The organism is Mesorhizobium sp. M0938, assembly GCF_040319125.1.
GTDB classification, from domain to species: Bacteria; Pseudomonadota; Alphaproteobacteria; order Rhizobiales; family Rhizobiaceae; genus Mesorhizobium; species Mesorhizobium robiniae.
Window position 1 is genome coordinate 405,385 of the sequence record NZ_JAMYNS010000004.1, and the last position, 17,683, is coordinate 423,067.

Here is a 17,683-nt window from a genome sequence, read left to right on the forward strand (position 1 = left end):
ATTCGCCCCAATATGGGATCGCGGCTCCTTACACGAAGCCGATTTCCTATTCTAGACCGGATTTGGACGTGTGGCGAATGGCGTGGCGCGGCAAAACTGCCGGCGTAGTCATTGGCTGAAGCACCAGAAACGCCTTGCTACGCAGCCTTCTCCACCAACCGAGCCAATTGCGTCATGACGACGGCGGATCCTGCCAGCCGCTTTTCAGGTGTTGGCCAGTCGCGAACGAAAACGACGCTGTGATCCGGCCGGATCTTGGCCAGCGAGCCCTGCTCTCCGATAAACCTAACCAGTCCGACGGGGTTCGAGAACTCCCGCTTGCGGAAGTGGATGACGACGCCCTTTGGCCCTGCATCGAGCTTTTCCACATTGGCCTTGCGGCAGAGCGCCTTGATGAAGACGATCTTCAAGAGATGCTTCACTTCCTCCGGCAGCGGGCCGAAGCGGTCGATCAGCTCGGCGCCGAAGGCGTCGATCTCTTCGGTGTTTTCGAGGTCGCCAAGGCGGCGATAGAGCGCCAGCCGTAACTGCAGGTCCGGAACATAGCTCTCCGGGATCATCACCGCGGTGCCGACGGCGATCTGCGGCGACCAGCCGCCATCCTGAACCTCGCCGGAATCCTTCGCCTCGGCGACAGCCTCTTCCAGCATCTGCTGGTAGAGCTCGAAGCCAACCTCCTTGATATGACCAGACTGCTCTTCGCCGAGAAGATTGCCGGCCCCGCGGATGTCGAGATCATGGCTGGCGAGCTGGAAGCCGGCGCCGAGCGTGTCGAGCGACTGCAGCACCTTCAGCCGGCGCTCGGCGGTGTCGGTCAGCTTGCGGTTGGCCGGCAGCGTGAACAATGCATAGGCACGCACCTTCGAGCGGCCGACGCGGCCGCGCAACTGGTAGAGTTGCGACAGGCCGAACATGTCGGCGCGGTGTACGATCAGCGTATTGGCGGTCGGGATATCGAGGCCGGATTCGACAATGGTGGTCGACAGCAGCACGTCGTACTGGCCGTCGTAGAAGGCATTCATGATGTCGTCGAGCTCGCCGGGCGGCATCTGTCCGTGAGCGACGGCCACTTTCAGCTCGGGCACGGATTCCCGAAGGAAATCATGAATTTCCGAGAGATCACTGATGCGCGGCACGACGTAGAAGGAATGACCGCCGCGGTAGCGCTCGCGCAGCAGGGTCTCGCGGATGACCAGCGGGTCGAACGGCGAGATAAAGGTGCGCACCGCCAGGCGGTCGACCGGCGGGGTGGCGATCAGCGACAGTTCGCGCACGCCGGTCAATGCCAGCTGCAGCGTGCGCGGGATCGGCGTCGCCGACAGCGTCAGTACGTGCACGTCGCTCTTCAGGTCCTTCAGCCGTTCCTTGTGCTTGACGCCAAAGTGCTGTTCTTCGTCGATGATCAACAGGCCGAGATTCTTGAACGAGATCGAGGCGCCGAGCAGCGCGTGAGTGCCGACGACGATGTCGACCGTGCCTTCGGCGATGCCCTTCTTGGTCTCGGCCAGTTCCTTGGCGCCGACCAGCCGCGAGGCCTGAGCGACGCGGATCGGCAGGCCGGAGAAGCGCTGCGAAAAAGTCTTGAAATGCTGGCGTGACAATAGCGTCGTCGGGACAACCACCGCAACCTGAAACCCTTCCATCGCCGCGATGAAGGCGGCGCGAAGGGCGACCTCCGTCTTGCCGAAGCCGACATCGCCGCAGATCAGCCGGTCCATCGGCTTTCCAGCGCCCAGATCGTCCATGACCGAATCGATCGCCGTCTGCTGGTCGTCGGTTTCCTCATAAGGAAAGCGCGCGGCGAACTCGCCATAAAGGCCCTCCGCCGGCACCAGCGAAGGAGCGGCACGCATCTGCCGCTCGGCGGCGATGCGGATCAACTGGCCGGCCATGTCGAGCAGCCGCCGCTTCAGCCGCGCCTTGCGCGATTGCCAGGCGCCACCGCCAAGCTTGTCCAACGTCGCTTCGGCTGTGTCAGAGCCATAGCGCGACAGAAGTTCGATGTTCTCCACCGGCAGGAACAGCCGGTCGTCGCCGGCGTAATGGATTTCGAGGCAATCATGCGGCGCACCGACCGCCTCGATGGTGCGCAGCCCGATGAAGCGGCCAATGCCGTGGTCGGTATGGACGACGATGTCGCCGGAGGACAACGCCGAGGCCTCGGCGATGAAGTCGGAAGGACGCTTCTTGCGCTTCGAGCGGCGGATCAGCCGGTCGCCCAGAATGTCCTGCTCGGCGATGACGACCAGTTTCTCGGTCTCGAAGCCGGATTCGAGCGGCAGCACGGCAAGTGCCGCCTGCCCCGGTTCGAGCTTCTCCGCCTCGGCCAGCGTGGCGATCGGCTTGAGATTGCCGAGATGATGTTCCGCCAGGATTTGGCCGAGCCGGTCAAGCGAACCTTCGGTCCAGCCGGCGATGACGACGCGGCGGCGGTCGGCCCGCTCATCGGCAATGTGTTTTACGACGGCGTCGAAGACGTTGATGTTGGGGTCGGCGCGCTCCTCGACAAAGCTACGGCCATGCCGCGCGCCGGCATGGAAGACTTTTTTCGCTCCGGCGTCGGGCGCGTCGAACGGCGTGAAGTCGATCGCTTCGCGCGGGCCAAGCGAGGCGATGAGGTTTTCGGGCGACAGATAAAGCAGGTCCGGCGGCACCGGCTTGTAGGGAACGGCGTCCTTCAGCGCGCCGTCGGCCTGCTTCCTGCGCGCCTCGTAATGGTCGAGGATCAGCGCATGGCGCTCGGTCAGCGCCTCATGCGCCAGATGGTCGAACACGACAGGCGTATCCGGCAGATAGTCGAACACCGTCTCCAGCCGCTCGTAGAAGAACGGCAGCCAATGCTCCATGCCGGCGAAACGCCGTCCCTCGCTGACCGCCGCATAGAGCCCGTCGTCGCGCGAGGGCGCGCCAAAGGCTTCGATGTAGCTGCGGCGGAAACGGCTGATGGTTTCCGGCGTCAGTGCCACTTCACTCATCGCCTGCAGCGCCATCGACTTGCGCTGGCCGGTGGTGCGCTGCGTGGCGGCGTCGAAGACGCGGATCGATTCCAGCGTGTCGCCGAAGAAATCGAGCCGCAGCGCTTCGCTCCAGCCGGGTGCGAACAGGTCGAGAATGCCGCCGCGCACCGCGAATTCGCCGACGCCGCGTACCGTCGGCACCCGTTCGAAGCCTGATATCTCCAGCCGCGATACCAGTGCGTTCATGTCGATCTGGTTGCCGGGTTTGGCGTGAAAGGTCTGCGCCTCGACGAGGCTTGCCGGCGGAATGCGCTGCAGCAGCGCATTGGCGGTGGTCAGAACGACGGCGCGGTGCGGTTTTTTCGCCAGCGCAATCATCGCGGTGAGCGCATCGAGCCGCCGTGCGGCGGCATCCGAGCCGGGCGAGACGCGGTCGTAAGGCAGACAGTCCCAGGCCGGCAGTTCCAGCACCGGCAGGCCGGGTGCTGCAAATGAGAGCGCCTCGACGATCGAGGGCAGTCGCTGGCCGTCGCGCGCCACGAACAGCACTGGCTTAGCAGGCGCGATCTCGTGCGCGGCCTGCACCAGCGCAAAGGCTTCATAGCCGTCGGCGACGCCGTCGACGACGAACTGGCCGGCACGGCCCTTGGGCAGACCGATAGTGGGAATCAGGCTCATGAAATCACGTGTTCAGAATGTCATCGCCTGGCGCGACGCCAGGATCTTTTGCAGGACAGCACAGTCGATACCAGCGGGAATCGGGCGTTCGCCGGTGACCACGGCCAGGAATTCGGTATCGGGAATGTCGAGGAGCCTTTCATATTGGTCGAGTTCGTCGCCGGTCAAGGCGCCGATCTCGGCGTCTGCGAAACTGCCGAGAATGAGGTCCATTTCACGCATGCCGCGATGCCAGGAGCGAAACAGAAGCTTGCGGCGGCGGACGTCGAGCCCCTCGCTGGATCGTCTTGTTCCTGTCATTGTCCCGCATCCTTGCCTGAAGCGGCGCATATAGCGTGGATAGACGGCGGTGTCAGCCTTTGCGCTGCGGCCGTCGCGACATAAGCTGACATCATGCGCCCTTCCCTCCTCGATCCGCTGTTTGTCCCGATCATCTCGCTTGCCGGCGTTGGGCCGAAGGTCGGCGCACTGATCGAAAAGGTGGTGCCGGCCGATCTCGGCGACCGGGCAGCGCGCGCCGGCGATCTTCTGTTCGTGCTGCCCCACACGGTGATCGACCGCCGCAACCGACCGGGTATCGCCGGTTCGGCCGAAGGCGCGATCGTCACTCTCGATGTGCGCATCGACCGCCACCAGCCGCCACCGCGCGGCAACAGATCGGTGCCGTACCGGGTCTACGCCCATGACGACACCGGCGAGATCGCGCTAACCTTCTTCCATGCGCACGCCGCCTACCTCGAAAAGGCGATGCCCGAAGGCGAGCATGTCGTGGTCTCCGGACGCATGGAATGGTTCAACGGCCGCCCGACCATGGTTCATCCCGACCATATCGCGCTGGCCAGCGAAGCGGAAAACCTGCCGCTGGTCGAGCCGGTCTATCCGCTCACGGCCGGGCTCTCTGGAAAAGTGCTGCGCCGGGCGATCGGCCAGGCGCTCGCTCGCCTGCCAGTGCTGCCGGAATGGCAAGACGACGCCTTTATGCGCCGCCAGACCTTTCCTGCCTTCCGCGACGCGCTCGCCCGCATCCACAATCCCGGCGATCCGATCGACGTGTCGGTCGACGGCGCAGCCTGGCGGCGTCTCGCCTATGACGAGTTTCTGGCAGGCCAGGTGTCGCTGGCGCTGGTGCGGGCAAAAGTCCGCCGCCTGTCCGGCCGACCATTGGTCGGCGATGGCCGCATCGTCGAAAAGCTGCGCAAAGCCCTGTCCTATTCACTGACTGCCAGCCAGGAATTCGCCCTGGCCGAGATCAATGCCGATCTCGGTGATCCAGAACGCATGCTGCGGCTTTTGCAGGGCGATGTCGGCTCCGGCAAGACGGTTGTAGCGCTGCTCGCCATGGCGCGCGCCGTCGAGGCCGGCGGCCAGGCGGCATTGATGGCGCCGACCGAAATCCTGGCGCGCCAGCATCTTGCGACGATTGCGCCTTTGGCGGAGCTAGCCGGCTTGCGCATTGCCATCCTCACCGGTCGCGAAAAGGGTCGCGAGCGCACCGAGACGCTGGCCGGTCTGGCGAGTGGCGAGATCGACATCGTCGTCGGCACCCACGCCCTGTTCCAGGAAACGGTGACATTCCACGACCTCGTCCTTGCCGTCATCGACGAACAGCACCGGTTTGGCGTCCACCAGCGGCTTGCCATCACCGCCAAGGGCGACGCGCCCGACATGCTGGTTATGACGGCGACGCCGATCCCGCGCACGCTGGTGCTGACCGCTTTCGGCGATATGGATGTTTCGAAGCTGACCGAAAAACCGGCCGGGCGCCAGCCGATCCGCACCGTCACCCTGCCGCTAGAACGGCTCGACGAACTGGTCGGGCGCATGCGCGACGCCGTCGCCGACGGCCAGAAGATCTACTGGATCTGTCCACTGGTCGAGGAGTCCGAAGAGATCAAGCTGATGTCGGCAGAGGATCGTTTTGCTTCGCTGAAGCCTTTGTTCGGCGAACAGATCGGCCTGGTGCACGGGCGCATGAAGGGCGCCGACAAGGACGAGGCGATGCGCGCCTTCAAGGCCGGCGAGACACGCATCCTGATCGCCACCACGGTCATCGAGGTCGGCGTCGATGTGCCGGATGCGACTATCATGGTCATCGAGCATGCCGAGCGCTTTGGCCTCGCCCAGCTGCACCAATTGCGCGGCCGGGTCGGGCGCGGCGAAAAACCGTCCTCCTGCGTGCTGCTCTACAAGGACCCGCTCGGCGAGACGGCAACGCGCCGGCTGTCGGTGATGCGCGAGACCGAGGACGGATTCCGCATTGCCGAGGAGGATCTGAAGCTGCGTGGCGAAGGCGAGCTGCTGGGCACCCGCCAGTCCGGCACGCCGGGCTTCCAGGTGGCGCGCATCGAGGCGCATGCCGACCTGCTCGAAGCCGCCCGCGACGACGCACGGCTGATCCTGTCGCGCGATCCCGAGCTGCAATCCGAACGCGGCGCAGCCCTTCGCATGCTGCTTTATTTGTTCGGCCGCGACGAAGCGGTGCGGCTCTTGCGCGCCGGCTGAGGCCCGACACCCACCGGTGGATTGGCGATCTGAACGCCGATCTGCTTGCCGTTCAATGTCACCATTTTCGTTTTGACCTCCGGTGCGACCAGCCCGGCCGAGACGATCAGCTTGGCACCGTCTTCGATGGTCATATCGAGCAGCACGACATCGGATTTCGGCACATACATCAGGAAACCGGTGGTCGGGTTGGGCGTGCACGGCATGAACACCGCTATCAGCGGGTTGCCTTCCTGGTCGAGCTTCTGGTTGATCTCGGTTTCCTTCTCGCTGGCGACGAAGACCAGCGACCAGACGCCCTTGCGCGGGTATTCGACCAGTCCGACCTGGCGGAACATCTCGCCCTTGTTCGACAGCACGGTTTCGAAGATCTGCTTTAGCGAGCCATAGATGCCGCGCACCAGCGGCATGCGGCCGAGCAGCCGCTCGCCGAAGTTGACGATGGCGCGGCCGACGATATTGGCGGTCAGGAAACCGATCAGGGTGATCAGGATCAAAGCGACGATCAGTCCGAATCCCGGAACCGGCGCCGGCAGATAGCTATCGGGGTTGTAGCGCGCCGGAATATAGGGTTTCACCCAGGAATCGACCCAGCCGATGAACGACCAAGCGATGTAGGCGGTGATCGCCAGCGGCGCGCAGACGACAAAGCCTGTCAGGAAATAATTCCGCAGCCGGGTCATGCCTGAAGTTCTGGGAGCATCCGACATGATTCACCGCAGCGCTGATTGCGGCGCACATTAGTGAAGCGCATTCGGCTTTGGAACTGCGAATTTTTTAAACCACGCTTACTCCACAGTTACCGATTTCGCCAGGTTGCGCGGCTGGTCGACGTCGGTGCCCATGAATACCGCGGTGAAATAGGCAAGCATCTGGATCGGCAGCGCGTAGATGATCGGTGAGATGATTTCCGGCACATCCGGCAGCACGATCGTTTCCATCGTCTTCACCGTGGCGTGCGCGGCGCCCTTGCTGTCGGTGATCAGGATGATCTTGCCGCCGCGCGCCGCCACTTCCTGCATGTTCGATACGGTTTTTTCGAAGATGCGGTCATGCGGGGCAATGACGATGACAGGCATGTTCTCGTCGATCAGCGCGATCGGCCCATGCTTCAATTCGCCGGCGGCATAGCCCTCGGCGTGGATGTAGGAGATTTCCTTGAGCTTCAGCGCGCCTTCCATGGCCAGCGGGAAATTGGTATCGCGGCCGAGATAAAGCACGTTCTTGTAGTGGGCGAGGTCGCGCGCGACCTTTTCGATCTGCTCGTCGAGCTTCAGGACCTGATTGGCATAGCGCGGCGCTTCAGACAGCGCGCGCACCAGGGCCTTCTCCTGTTCATGCGAAATCGTTCCGCGCGCCACGCCGGCCCGCACGGCAAGCGAAGCCAGCACCGAAAGCTGACAGGTGAAGGCCTTGGTCGAGGCGACGCCGATCTCCGGCCCGGCCAGCGTCGGCAGGATGACGTCGGATTCTCGCGCCATCGTCGATTCGCGGACATTGACGACCGCGCCGATTTTCATGCCCGCTTTGCGGCAATAGCGCAGGGACGCCAGCGTGTCGGCGGTCTCGCCCGATTGCGAGATGAAGAACGCAGCGTCGGTCTTCGACAGCGGCATTTCACGATAACGGAATTCTGAAGCGACATCGATGTCGACCGGCAGCCGTGCGTAGCGTTCGAACCAGTATTTGCTGATCAGGCCGGCCAGATAAGCGGTGCCGCAGGCCGAAATCGCCAGCCGGTCGATTTTGGCGAAATCGAACGGCAGGTCGAGCGGCTTCGAGACACCGCTGACAAAATCCACATAATGCGCCAGCGTGTGCGAGATCACTTCGGGCTGTTCATGGATTTCCTTCTCCATGAAATGGCGTCGATTGCCCTTGTCGACCATGAAGCTGGTGCTGAGCGACTGCTGGCGCTTGCGGTCGACCTTGTTGCCGTCCATGTCGAAGATGGCGACCTCGTTGCGGCGCACAACCGCCCAGTCGCCGTCCTCCAGATAGGTGATCGAATTGGTGAACGGGGCAAGCGCGATGGCATCGGAGCCCAAAAACATCTCGCCCTCGCCATGACCGACGGCCAGCGGCGGGCCGTTGCGCGCGCCGACGATCAAGTCCTCGTCTCCCTTAAACATGATGGCCAGCGCAAAGGCGCCTTCAAGCCGCTTCAGCGCCTGGTGCGCGGCCTCGACCGGCTTCAGGCCCCTGGCCAGTTCGCGCGCCACCAGATGAGCGACGACCTCGGTGTCGGTCTGCGATGAAAACTTGTAGCCGTCGCGCATCAGCTCGTCGCGTAATTCGGCGAAATTCTCGATGATGCCGTTGTGGACGATGGCGACGCCGTCGGAAAAATGCGGATGCGCGTTGGTTTCGTTCGGCACGCCATGCGTTGCCCAGCGCGTGTGGCCGATGCCGATCGTGCCGTCGAGTGGTTCGTCCTTCAGCCGGCGCTCGAGATTGACCAGCTTGCCCTCGGCGCGGCGGCGCCCAAGCTTGCCATGCTCGATGGTGGCGACACCGGCGGAATCGTAGCCGCGATATTCGAGCCTTTTCAGCGCATCGACGATGAGTGGCGCGACCGGCGAGTGACCGACAATTCCGACAATACCGCACATAGACGTTTGCCCCCGATTCCGGCATGAAACCCAGCGCCATTTAGAGACGGCCGGGCTGCCGCGAAAATCACATTGCGTTTCGTCCCGTATCAGCCGGAACTGCTCTTGCACACATGCACCATGCCAGAGCGCCCTTGCAATCCGGTTACCGCAATCGCTCGGTTTTTCCGTACGCGCATACTACCGCGCCCAGCGGTTCCCGAAATCCGTCAAAGACATGATGCAGTCGTAGCGGCTAGGCTTTTTTCCGGGCCGCCGCGGCCGAAGCAAAACGCTCGCGCAATTCCTTGCCCTTGCCGGCCAGCGTCCTCTGGCGGGCGCGGCCGAAGGCCAGCGCATCGTCGGGGACGCTTTCGGTGATCACGCTTCCCGAAGCGATATAGCCGCCCTTGCCGATTGTAACAGGCGCCACCAGCGAGGAGTTCGAGCCGATGAAAGCGCCCTCGCCGATGTCGGTGAAGAACTTCGAATAGCCGTCATAATTGCAGGTGATGGTTCCAGCGCCGATATTGGCGCCGGCGCCGACGCGGGCATCACCGATATAGGTCAGATGGTTGACCTTGGCGCCTTCCTCGATCGTGGCTCCCTTGACCTCGCAGAAATTGCCGACCTTGGCCTTCAGCTTGAGATCGGCACCCGGCCGCAGCCGCGCATACGGGCCGACATCGCAGTTCGAGGCGATGGTGGCGCCTTCGATATGGCTGAAAGCATGGATCTTGGCGCCCGTGGCGATCTTCACACCTGGTCCGAACCAGACATTGGGTTCGACGATAGTGTCGGCGCCGATCTCAGTGTCGTGGGAAAAGAACACGGTTTCGGGCGCGATCAGCGTGACGCCGGAGAGCATGGCCTCACGCCGCCGGCGCTGCTGCCAGATGCCTTCAGCTTCGGCGAGTTCGGCGCGGTTGTTGATGCCGAGCACATTCTCGAAGCCGGCTTCTGCGGCAACGACATCAAAACCCTGTCCGCCGGCGATCTCGACGATGTCGGTGAGGTAATATTCGCCCTTGGCGTTGTTGCTGCCGACTTGATCAAGCAGCTGCAGCGCGTGCTTGCCCGCGACCGCCATCAGCCCGCCATTGCAGAAGGTGATTTTCTTCTCCTCGTCGGTGCAGTCCTTCTCCTCGCGGATGGCGACGAGCTTGCCGCCTTTTTCGATCAGCCGGCCATAGCCGGAAGGATTTGACGTGCGGAAGCCGACCACAACGACGGCAGCACCTTCGGCCAGCTTCAAGCGCGCAGCAGTCAGCACCTCCGGATCGATCAACGGCGTATCGCCGAACATTACCAGGATGTCGTCGTAACCCTTTGATATCGCGTCACGAGCAGCCAGAACGGCATGTGCGGTGCCGAGGCGTTTTTCCTGGATGAAGGTTTCCGCCTTCGGCGCGAACTTTTCCGTGGCCTTGCGCATCTCTTCCGCGCCATGGCCGATCACCAGTGCCTGGTCGCCCGCTCCGGCGGCCTCGGCAGCTCTCACGACATGGGCGACCATCGGCAGGCCGGCGATTGTGTGCAGCACTTTCGGCACGGCGCCCTTCATGCGCGTGCCTTCGCCGGCGGCGAGGATGACGGACAGGCAGGTTCTCTGGCTCATGGAATGGCAACCATATGAAAAGGGTTGGGAATCAACGCATGTCTAGCATTGGCGCCATGCTGCACCAATGCGGTTAAATTCCGGTGAGACGGTAGAGCAGCTGACTCTTAATCAACGGGTCCACGGCTCAAGAGTCCTACCCCAACTGCCCCAGCACCGGGAAATTTTCCAGCAGCCAGTAGGACGCCGCCTGCACGCCTCCGGTCAGGAAAAAGACGCCGGCGACGACCAGCAGTGCGCCCATCGCCTTTTCGACACGGCCGAGATGGACGCGGAACTTTCCGAGAAAGCGCATGAAGGCGCCGGAAAACATCGCCGCGATCAGGAACGGTATGCCGAGGCCGAGCGAATAGGCGGCAAGCAGAGCCGCGCCCTCGCCCACCGTCTCGCGGCCGCCGGCCAGCGTCAGGATCGGTCCCAGCACCGGTCCGATGCAGGGTGTCCAGCCGAAGGCGAAGGCAAGTCCCATGACATAGGCGGCAACAATACTGGCCGGCTTGCCCTGCGACTGGAAACGCGCCTCACGCGACAGCAGCGGGATGCGCAAAATGCCGAGGAAGTTCAATCCCATCAGGATGATCAGCACGCCCGCAGCCATCGCCAGCGGTTCCTGCCAGACGCGCAGCAGCCGGCCGATGGTCGAGGCGCCGGCGCCCAACGCCACGAACACGGTGGAGAAGCCGAGAACGAAGGCCATCGAGGCATAAAGCAGCGCGCTGCGCGCCTCGGCCTTGGCCGTTACGCCGGCATTGCCGCGGAAATCATCGACCGACACGCCGGCCATATAGCAGAGATAGGGCGGCACCAGCGGCAGCACGCAAGGCGACAGGAACGAGATCGCCCCCGCCCCGACCGCGCTGACATAGCCTATATCCAATGCCATTTCCGAACTCCAACCGTAGCGGCGCCGATATAGCGGCGCACGGGCTTGTCCGCCAATCACCATTGCGTGGCAAGTTGCCGCCCTGCATCGAGGAAGAAACGACACACCACGTGCGTTGATGCAACGAGGCCGCGACTTTCCGCGCGCTTCTCGATCATATCAGGGAGAACCTCATGAAATCGATCACAGTCGGGCTGACGCTGCTTTTGCTCGGCACCGCCGCCTCCTATGCCGCCGAAGCGTGGAAGGAAGCCGATGTCGGCGGCACCAAGATCTACACCGATGCCAACGGCATGACCCTTTATACCTACGATAAGGACGAGACGGGCAAGTCGAACTGCTACGACAAATGCGCCACCAACTGGCCGCCGCTGAAAGCCGAGGCTGATGCCAAGGCCGACGGCGAATGGACGATCGTCGAGCGCACCGACGGCACCAAGATGTGGGCCTATGAAGGCAAGCCGCTCTACACGTTCATCAAGGACAAGAAGGCTGGCGATGTGACCGGCGACGGCGTCGGCGGCGTCTGGCACATAGCCAAGGCCGACTAAGCTCCGAACCTGCATCCCTGCCTTGACGGCGGGAAATCGCTGGCCGCCGAGTATCCCCACAGGCCTTCCGGCGGCCAGATCCTGGTACTGTGTCCGCTGGGCATATGAGCCCCACTCGCCACGCCTCTCCTGCCCTCCCACAGAGCATCATGCCGGGCTTCTGTTCAGCTGGGGCTGGCGCATGATCGATGTTTCTCTTATATCCGCGGAGGAATTTGTCCCGTTTCTTCCGGATTCATTGCCGGCTTGTCCAACGATAGGGCAGCCGCTCCCCTTATCTGGAATGCGGATATCACATAACTCGCTCTTGGGTTGTGCACTCAATGCAGGACTGCATTTTGGGCGCTTCCCCTTGACCGGATGCAAAAGCCCGGCCATGTGAGCGACAAATTGTACGATTTCGTCGCGCGCAGCGGAATTCTTCTGCCGCATCACAACTGATATGAGACCTCATGGACGTCGTCGTCGTCGAATCGCCGGCCAAGGCGAAGACAATCAACAAGTACCTCGGAAAGAACTATAAGGTCCTGGCCTCGTTCGGCCACGTCCGCGATCTGCCGGCCAAGGATGGCTCGGTGCGCCCGGACGAGGACTTTGCCATGTCATGGGCTGTCGACACCGCCTCGGGCAAACGTCTTGCCGACATCGCCAAGGCGGTCAAGGACGCCGACGGCCTGATCCTCGCCACCGATCCGGATCGCGAGGGCGAAGCCATTTCCTGGCATGTTCTGGAAGTGCTGAAGCAGAAGCGCGCGCTTAAGGACAAGCCGGTCAGCCGCGTCGTCTTCAACGCCATCACCAAGTCGTCGGTGCTGGAAGCGATGGCCAATCCGCGCCAGATCGATGCGCCGCTGGTCGACGCCTATCTCGCCCGCCGTGCGCTCGACTATCTCGTCGGTTTCACGCTGTCGCCCGTCCTGTGGCGCAAGCTGCCGGGCGCCCGTTCCGCCGGCCGCGTCCAGTCGGTGGCATTGCGTCTCGTCTGCGATCGCGAATCGGAGATCGAGCGCTTCATCCGCGAGGAATACTGGCAGATCGCTGCCATTCTCGGCACGCCGCGCAAGGAAAATTTCGAGGCACGGCTGACCGCCTTCGACCGCAAGAAGCTGCAAAAGCTCGACATTTCGAACAAGGCGCAGGCCGACGACATCAAGGCGATGCTGGAAGGCGCGACCTTCAAGGCGCTCTCGGTCGAAGCCAAGCCGACCAAGCGCAATCCAGGTCCGCCCTTCACCACCTCGACACTGCAGCAGGCTGCCTCCTCGCGCCTCGGCTTTTCGGCAAACCGCACCATGCAGGTGGCGCAGCGGCTCTATGAAGGCATGGACATCGGCGGCGAGACCACCGGCCTGATCACCTATATGCGAACCGACGGCGTGCAGATGGCGCCCGAGGCGATCACTGCCGCGCGCGATGCGATCGCCAAGGAGTTCGGCCCAAAATATCTGCCGGAGAAGCCGCGCCAATACACGACCAAGGCCAAGAACGCCCAGGAAGCGCACGAAGCGATCCGCCCGACCGATTTCATGCGCACGCCCGCTTCGGTCAGGCAATATCTCGATGCCGACCAGGCACGGCTCTACGAAATCGTGTGGAAACGCGCCATCGCCAGCCAGATGCAGCCGGCCGAGATCGAGCGCACTACGGCCGAGATCGAGGCGGTCAACGGCCCCCGCACCGCGGAGCTGCGCGCCATCGGTTCAGTCATTCGCTTCGACGGCTTCATTGCCGCCTACACCGACCAGAAGGACGAGGATTCGGAAGACGAGGAAGACCGCCGTCTGCCTGAGATCCGCGCCGGCGAACAGCTCGCCCGCGAGGCGATCAACGCCACCCAGCACACCACCGAGCCGCCACCGCGCTATTCGGAAGCCTCGCTGATCAAGAAGCTGGAAGAGCTCGGCATCGGCCGTCCCTCGACCTACACGGCGATCCTGAAGACGCTCGAGGACCGCGACTACGTCAGCATGGACAAACGCAAGCTGTTGCCGCAGGCCAAGGGCCGGCTGCTGTCGGCTTTTCTCGAAAGCTTTTTCGAGCGCTATGTCGAATATGATTTCACCGCCTCACTCGAGGAAAAACTCGACGAGATTTCCGACGGCAAGCTCGCCTGGAAGGACGTGCTGCGCGATTTCTGGAAGGATTTTTCAGGCGCCGTCGCCGACATCAAGGAATTGCGTGTCACCGACGTGCTCGACGCGCTCAACGAAGAACTGGCACCGCTGGTGTTTCCCGCGCGGGAAGACGGTTCGAACCCTCGCATCTGTCCGAAATGCGGCACCGGCAACCTGTCGCTGAAGCTCGGCAAGTTTGGCGCCTTCGTCGGCTGCTCGAACTATCCCGAATGCTCGTTCACCCGTCAGCTTGGCGACGCCGCCAATCCCAATGGCGAAAACGGCAATGGCGAGGACGGCACCAAGGTGTTGGGCAAGGATCCCTACACGGCGGAGGAAATCACCCTGCGCAGCGGTCGTTTCGGCCCCTATATCCAGCGCGGCGACGGCAAGGAAGCCAAGCGCTCCAGCCTGCCCAAGGGCTGGACGGTCGATTCGATCGACCACGAAAAGGCCCTCGCCCTGCTGTCGCTGCCGCGCGACGTCGGCAAGCATCCGGAATCCGGCAAGATGATCTCGGCCGGACTGGGGCGCTACGGTCCGTTCGTGCTGCACGACGGCACCTACGCCAATCTCGAAAGCATCGAGGACGTGTTCTCGATCGGTCTCAACCGCGCCGTTTCGGTCATCGCCGAGAAACAGTTGAAGGGTCCGGGCGGCCGCAATGGCGGCACGCCCGCCGCCTTGAAGGAACTTGGCGAGCATCCGGCGGGCGGCGGCAAGATCGTCGTGCGTGACGGCAAATACGGGCCCTATGTTAATTTCGGCAAGGTCAATGCGACGCTGCCGAAGGGCAAGGACCCGCAGTCGGTGACGATCGAGGACGCGGTGGCGCTGATTGCCGAGAAGGAAGCCAAGGGTGGCAATGGCGGCAGAAAGCCCTTCCGCAAGGCGGCCGCACCTGCCAAAAAGCCTGCGGCAGCCAAAAAACCGACGGCCAAGAAAGCGGCCAACAAAAAGGGATAGGACATCGTGGCGCGCAGGATCACCGGACGAAGCCGCGGCGACCCGCGCACCGCCGATACCCGCGCCAAGGTGAAAGACGACTACCGGCCGTCCCGTGACGAAATCCTGCGTTACATCGCCGAAAATCCGGATCGCTCCGGCAAACGCGACATCGCCAAGGCGTTCGCGCTGCGCGGCGAGGACCGTATCTGGCTGAAGGATATTTTGCGCGACCTGCAGGACGAGGGCCTGCTGACCAAGGAGCGCAAGCGGCTGGCCCGTGTCGGCGCCCTGCCCCATGTCGCCGTGCTCGACATTTTTGGCCGCGACGCCGACGGCGTGCTGCTGGCGCACCCGACCGAAGCCGTGGGCCCTGGCGAGCCTCCTGTCGTAGCGATCCGGGTGTCGCGTGGCGGCGGCGGCCCGACACCGGGCATCGGCGACCGCGTGTTAGCCAAAACCTTTCCAACCGATGACGTGACGGGCCCAGCGTATACCGGGCGGGTGATGAAGATCTTCGAGAAGCGCACCGATGCCGTTCTCGGCGTCTTTCGCGTGCTGCAGGACGGTACCTTCCGCATCGAGCCTGTCGAAAGACGCCAGCCGGAGCTGGTCGTCGACAAGGAATTCCAGAACGGCGCCAAGAACGGCGATCTGGTCGAGGTCGAGCCGGCGCGAGCCTCCCGCTACGGGCTGCCCAGAGCCAAGGTGCTGGCGGTGCTGGGTTCGCTGACCAGCGAAAAGGCGGTCTCGATGATCGCCATCCACGCGCACGACATTCCGCATATTTTTCCAGCAGACGTCATCGCCGAGGCCGATGCGGTCAAACCGGCGGCGCTGGCCGGCCGCGAGGATTGGCGCGACCTGCCGCTGGTCACCATCGATCCGGCCGACGCCAAGGACCATGACGACGCGGTGTTCGCAGTATCAGATCCGGACGAGAAGAACCCCGGCGGTGTGGTCGTCACCGTGGCGATTGCCGATGTCGCCGCCTATGTGCGCTATGGCACCGCGCTCGATCGCGAGGCGCTGAAGCGGGGCAATTCGGTCTATTTCCCGGATCGCGTCGTGCCGATGCTGCCGGAGCGCATCTCCAATGACCTTTGTTCGCTGCGCGAAGGCCAGGACCGCCCGGCGCTGGCGGTCCGCATGACCTTCTCGGCCGATGGCCATAAGCTCAGGCATTCGTTCCACCGCGTCATGATGAAATCGGCGGCGAAACTCGCCTATCCACAGGCGCAGGCCGCGATCGATGGCGCGCCGGACGACAAGACCGGCCCGATCCTCGACACGGTGCTGAAGCCGCTGTGGGATGCCTACGCCGTCGTGAAGCGCGGCCGTGACACGCGCCAGCCGCTGGAGCTCGACCTGCCGGAGCGGAAAATCCTGCTCAAGGAGGACGGCACTGTCGATCGGGTGATCGTGCCGGAGCGGCTCGACGCGCACAAGCTGATCGAAGAGTTCATGATCCAGGCCAATGTCGCGGCTGCCGAGACGCTGGAGGCGAAACGGCAGGCGCTGGTCTATCGCATTCATGACGCGCCTTCGCTCGCCAAGCAGGAATCGCTGCGCGAATTCCTGCAGACGCTGGGCCTGTCGCTGGCCCGCGGCGCGCAGATGCGGCCTAACCAGTTCAACGGCATCCTGGATCGCGTCCGCGGCGCCGACCATGAGGGGCTGGTCAACGAGGTGGTGCTGCGCTCGCAGATGCAGGCCGAGTACTCGCCCAGCAACATCGGCCATTTCGGTCTCAATCTGAAGCGCTACGCGCATTTCACCTCGCCGATCCGCAGATATGCCGACTTGATCGTGCATCGCGGGCTGATTGCCGCGCTCGGCTTTGGTGCGGGTGGACTGACGCAGGACGAGGCGGAGCGGCTGGAAGAAGTTTCCGCGCTGATCTCGGCCACCGAGCGCCGTGCCATGGCCGCCGAGCGCGACACGGTCGACCGGCTGATCGCCGCCTATCTGGCCGAGCGCGTCGACGAGCGTTTCGACGCGCGCATTTCGGGCGTCACCAAATCGGGACTATTTGTCCAATTGCCGCAGTATGGCGCAGATGGTTTCATCCCGGTGTCAAGTCTCGACGGCGATTACTATATATACGATGAAACTGCCCGATCGCTTTTCGGAGAACGCACCGGCAAGGGCTATCAGCTTGCCGACCGCGTCGAGGTTCGCCTGATCGAGGTGGCGCCTATGGCCGGCGCGATGCGTTTCGAGATGCTGACCGACCCAAAGCCGCTGCCCGGCTCTGTCAGGTCGTTTCACAAGGCCAAAGGCCGCGCCCGGGCGTCGCAATCGCGTCCAGGCTCGCGCGGCAGGAGACGGTAATGCCAAGCGAACTGAAAATGAACCAACATGTTTTCGGCGGCGAACATCACTCGGGCCGGGTCGCCCGCCCGTTATGGACGGCGATGAAGCGTGGCGCGCTTGGCCGCTGCCCGCATTGCGGCGAAGGAAAGCTGTTTCGCGCTTTCGTCAAGACGGTCGACAAATGCGATCGCTGCGGCGAGGAGCTTCATCACCACCGCGCCGACGACCTGCCTGCCTATCTGGTGGTGGTCATCGTTGGCCACATCGTACTGGGCGCGTTTATGGGCGTCGAAGCGACCTCCACCTTATCCACCTGGCAGCACATCGCTATCTGGGTGCCGTTGACCATCCTCATGGCAGTCGTCTTGCTGCAGCCGGTCAAGGGCGCCGTCATAGGCCTGCAATGGGCGTTCTATATGCATGGCTTCGGCGGGGAAGAAGATCTGATCGAGTCGCATCCCGAGGCTTGAAACCGAGGCTGGCGCAATCGGCATGGCTGGACGCCACTTTCGCATCGGAGAAGATTCC

Annotated in this window: 11 protein-coding genes; 5 read left to right on the forward strand and 6 right to left on the reverse strand. The window is 63.2% G+C overall.

From position 1 onward, the window contains the following. Positions 1-137: 137 nt before the first annotated feature. On the reverse strand, positions 138-3,635 hold the full coding sequence (mfd, locus tag NKH73_RS09640; protein WP_352930639.1) for a transcription-repair coupling factor: 3,498 nt from the start codon (positions 3,633-3,635) through the stop codon (positions 138-140). Between the two features lie 12 nt (positions 3,636-3,647). Beyond that, positions 3,648-3,935 carry an FAD assembly factor SdhE gene (locus NKH73_RS09645; RefSeq protein WP_352930641.1) on the reverse strand — a complete coding sequence of 96 codons (288 nt, stop codon included), beginning with the start codon at positions 3,933-3,935 and terminating at the stop codon, positions 3,648-3,650. Between the two features lie 93 nt (positions 3,936-4,028). On the opposite strand from NKH73_RS09645, the gene recG reads away from it, so the two are divergent. Then, positions 4,029-6,137: an ATP-dependent DNA helicase RecG gene (gene recG / locus NKH73_RS09650; protein WP_352930643.1), complete on the forward strand. Its 2,109-nt coding sequence runs from the start codon at positions 4,029-4,031 to the stop codon at positions 6,135-6,137. Here recG and NKH73_RS09655 read toward each other — a convergent pair. From NKH73_RS09655 to NKH73_RS09670, 4 genes are all read right to left on the reverse strand, one after another. Continuing rightward, positions 6,089-6,847: a DUF502 domain-containing protein gene (locus tag NKH73_RS09655; protein WP_352930645.1), complete on the reverse strand. Its 759-nt coding sequence runs from the start codon at positions 6,845-6,847 to the stop codon at positions 6,089-6,091. The genes recG and NKH73_RS09655 overlap by 49 nt on opposite strands. Before the next feature lie 78 nt (positions 6,848-6,925). Then, positions 6,926-8,749 carry a glutamine--fructose-6-phosphate transaminase (isomerizing) gene (gene glmS, locus NKH73_RS09660; RefSeq protein ID WP_352930647.1) on the reverse strand — a complete coding sequence of 608 codons (1,824 nt, stop codon included), beginning with the start codon at positions 8,747-8,749 and terminating at the stop codon, positions 6,926-6,928. Positions 8,750-8,984: 235 nt separating this feature from the next. Then, positions 8,985-10,346 carry a bifunctional UDP-N-acetylglucosamine diphosphorylase/glucosamine-1-phosphate N-acetyltransferase GlmU gene (glmU, locus tag NKH73_RS09665; RefSeq protein ID WP_352930649.1) on the reverse strand — a complete coding sequence of 454 codons (1,362 nt, stop codon included), beginning with the start codon at positions 10,344-10,346 and terminating at the stop codon, positions 8,985-8,987. A 136-nt stretch (positions 10,347-10,482) separates the two neighbouring features. Then, positions 10,483-11,229, reverse strand: coding sequence for a cytochrome c biogenesis CcdA family protein (locus NKH73_RS09670; RefSeq protein WP_352930651.1), 747 nt, complete (start codon positions 11,227-11,229; stop codon positions 10,483-10,485). A 173-nt stretch (positions 11,230-11,402) separates the two neighbouring features. Between NKH73_RS09670 and NKH73_RS09675 the strand changes: the two genes are divergently transcribed. The 4 genes from NKH73_RS09675 (at position 11,403) to NKH73_RS09690 (ending at position 17,625) form a co-directional block, all read left to right on the forward strand. Beyond that, entirely contained in the window at positions 11,403-11,780 is a 378-nt protein-coding gene (locus NKH73_RS09675; protein WP_352930653.1) for a COG4315 family predicted lipoprotein, read from the forward strand. A gap of 452 nt (positions 11,781-12,232) precedes the next feature. Continuing rightward, positions 12,233-14,860: a type I DNA topoisomerase gene (gene topA / locus NKH73_RS09680; RefSeq protein ID WP_352930655.1), complete on the forward strand. Its 2,628-nt coding sequence runs from the start codon at positions 12,233-12,235 to the stop codon at positions 14,858-14,860. A 6-nt stretch (positions 14,861-14,866) separates the two neighbouring features. Then, positions 14,867-17,173, forward strand: coding sequence for a ribonuclease R (gene rnr / locus NKH73_RS09685; protein WP_352930657.1), 2,307 nt, complete (start codon positions 14,867-14,869; stop codon positions 17,171-17,173). Next, on the forward strand, positions 17,173-17,625 hold the full coding sequence (locus tag NKH73_RS09690; protein WP_352930658.1) for a DUF983 domain-containing protein: 453 nt from the start codon (positions 17,173-17,175) through the stop codon (positions 17,623-17,625). Before rnr ends, NKH73_RS09690 begins: the two co-directional genes overlap by 1 nt. The last annotated feature ends 58 nt before the right edge of the window (positions 17,626-17,683 follow it).

Bases quoted from the DNA above. Each gene is read 5' to 3' on its own strand.
- mfd (WP_352930639.1), bottom strand. From the start codon at position 3,635: ATGAGCCTGATTCCCACTATCGGTCTGCCCAAGGGCCGTGCCGGCCAG.
- NKH73_RS09645 (WP_352930641.1), bottom strand. From the start codon at position 3,935: ATGACAGGAACAAGACGATCCAGCGAGGGGCTCGACGTCCGCCGCCGC.
- recG (WP_352930643.1), top strand. From the start codon at position 4,029: ATGCGCCCTTCCCTCCTCGATCCGCTGTTTGTCCCGATCATCTCGCTT.
- NKH73_RS09655 (WP_352930645.1), bottom strand. From the start codon at position 6,847: ATGTCGGATGCTCCCAGAACTTCAGGCATGACCCGGCTGCGGAATTAT.
- glmS (WP_352930647.1), bottom strand. From the start codon at position 8,749: ATGTGCGGTATTGTCGGAATTGTCGGTCACTCGCCGGTCGCGCCACTC.
- glmU (WP_352930649.1), bottom strand. From the start codon at position 10,346: ATGAGCCAGAGAACCTGCCTGTCCGTCATCCTCGCCGCCGGCGAAGGC.
- NKH73_RS09670 (WP_352930651.1), bottom strand. From the start codon at position 11,229: ATGGCATTGGATATAGGCTATGTCAGCGCGGTCGGGGCGGGGGCGATC.
- NKH73_RS09675 (WP_352930653.1), top strand. From the start codon at position 11,403: ATGAAATCGATCACAGTCGGGCTGACGCTGCTTTTGCTCGGCACCGCC.
- topA (WP_352930655.1), top strand. From the start codon at position 12,233: ATGGACGTCGTCGTCGTCGAATCGCCGGCCAAGGCGAAGACAATCAAC.
- NKH73_RS09690 (WP_352930658.1), top strand. From the start codon at position 17,173: ATGCCAAGCGAACTGAAAATGAACCAACATGTTTTCGGCGGCGAACAT.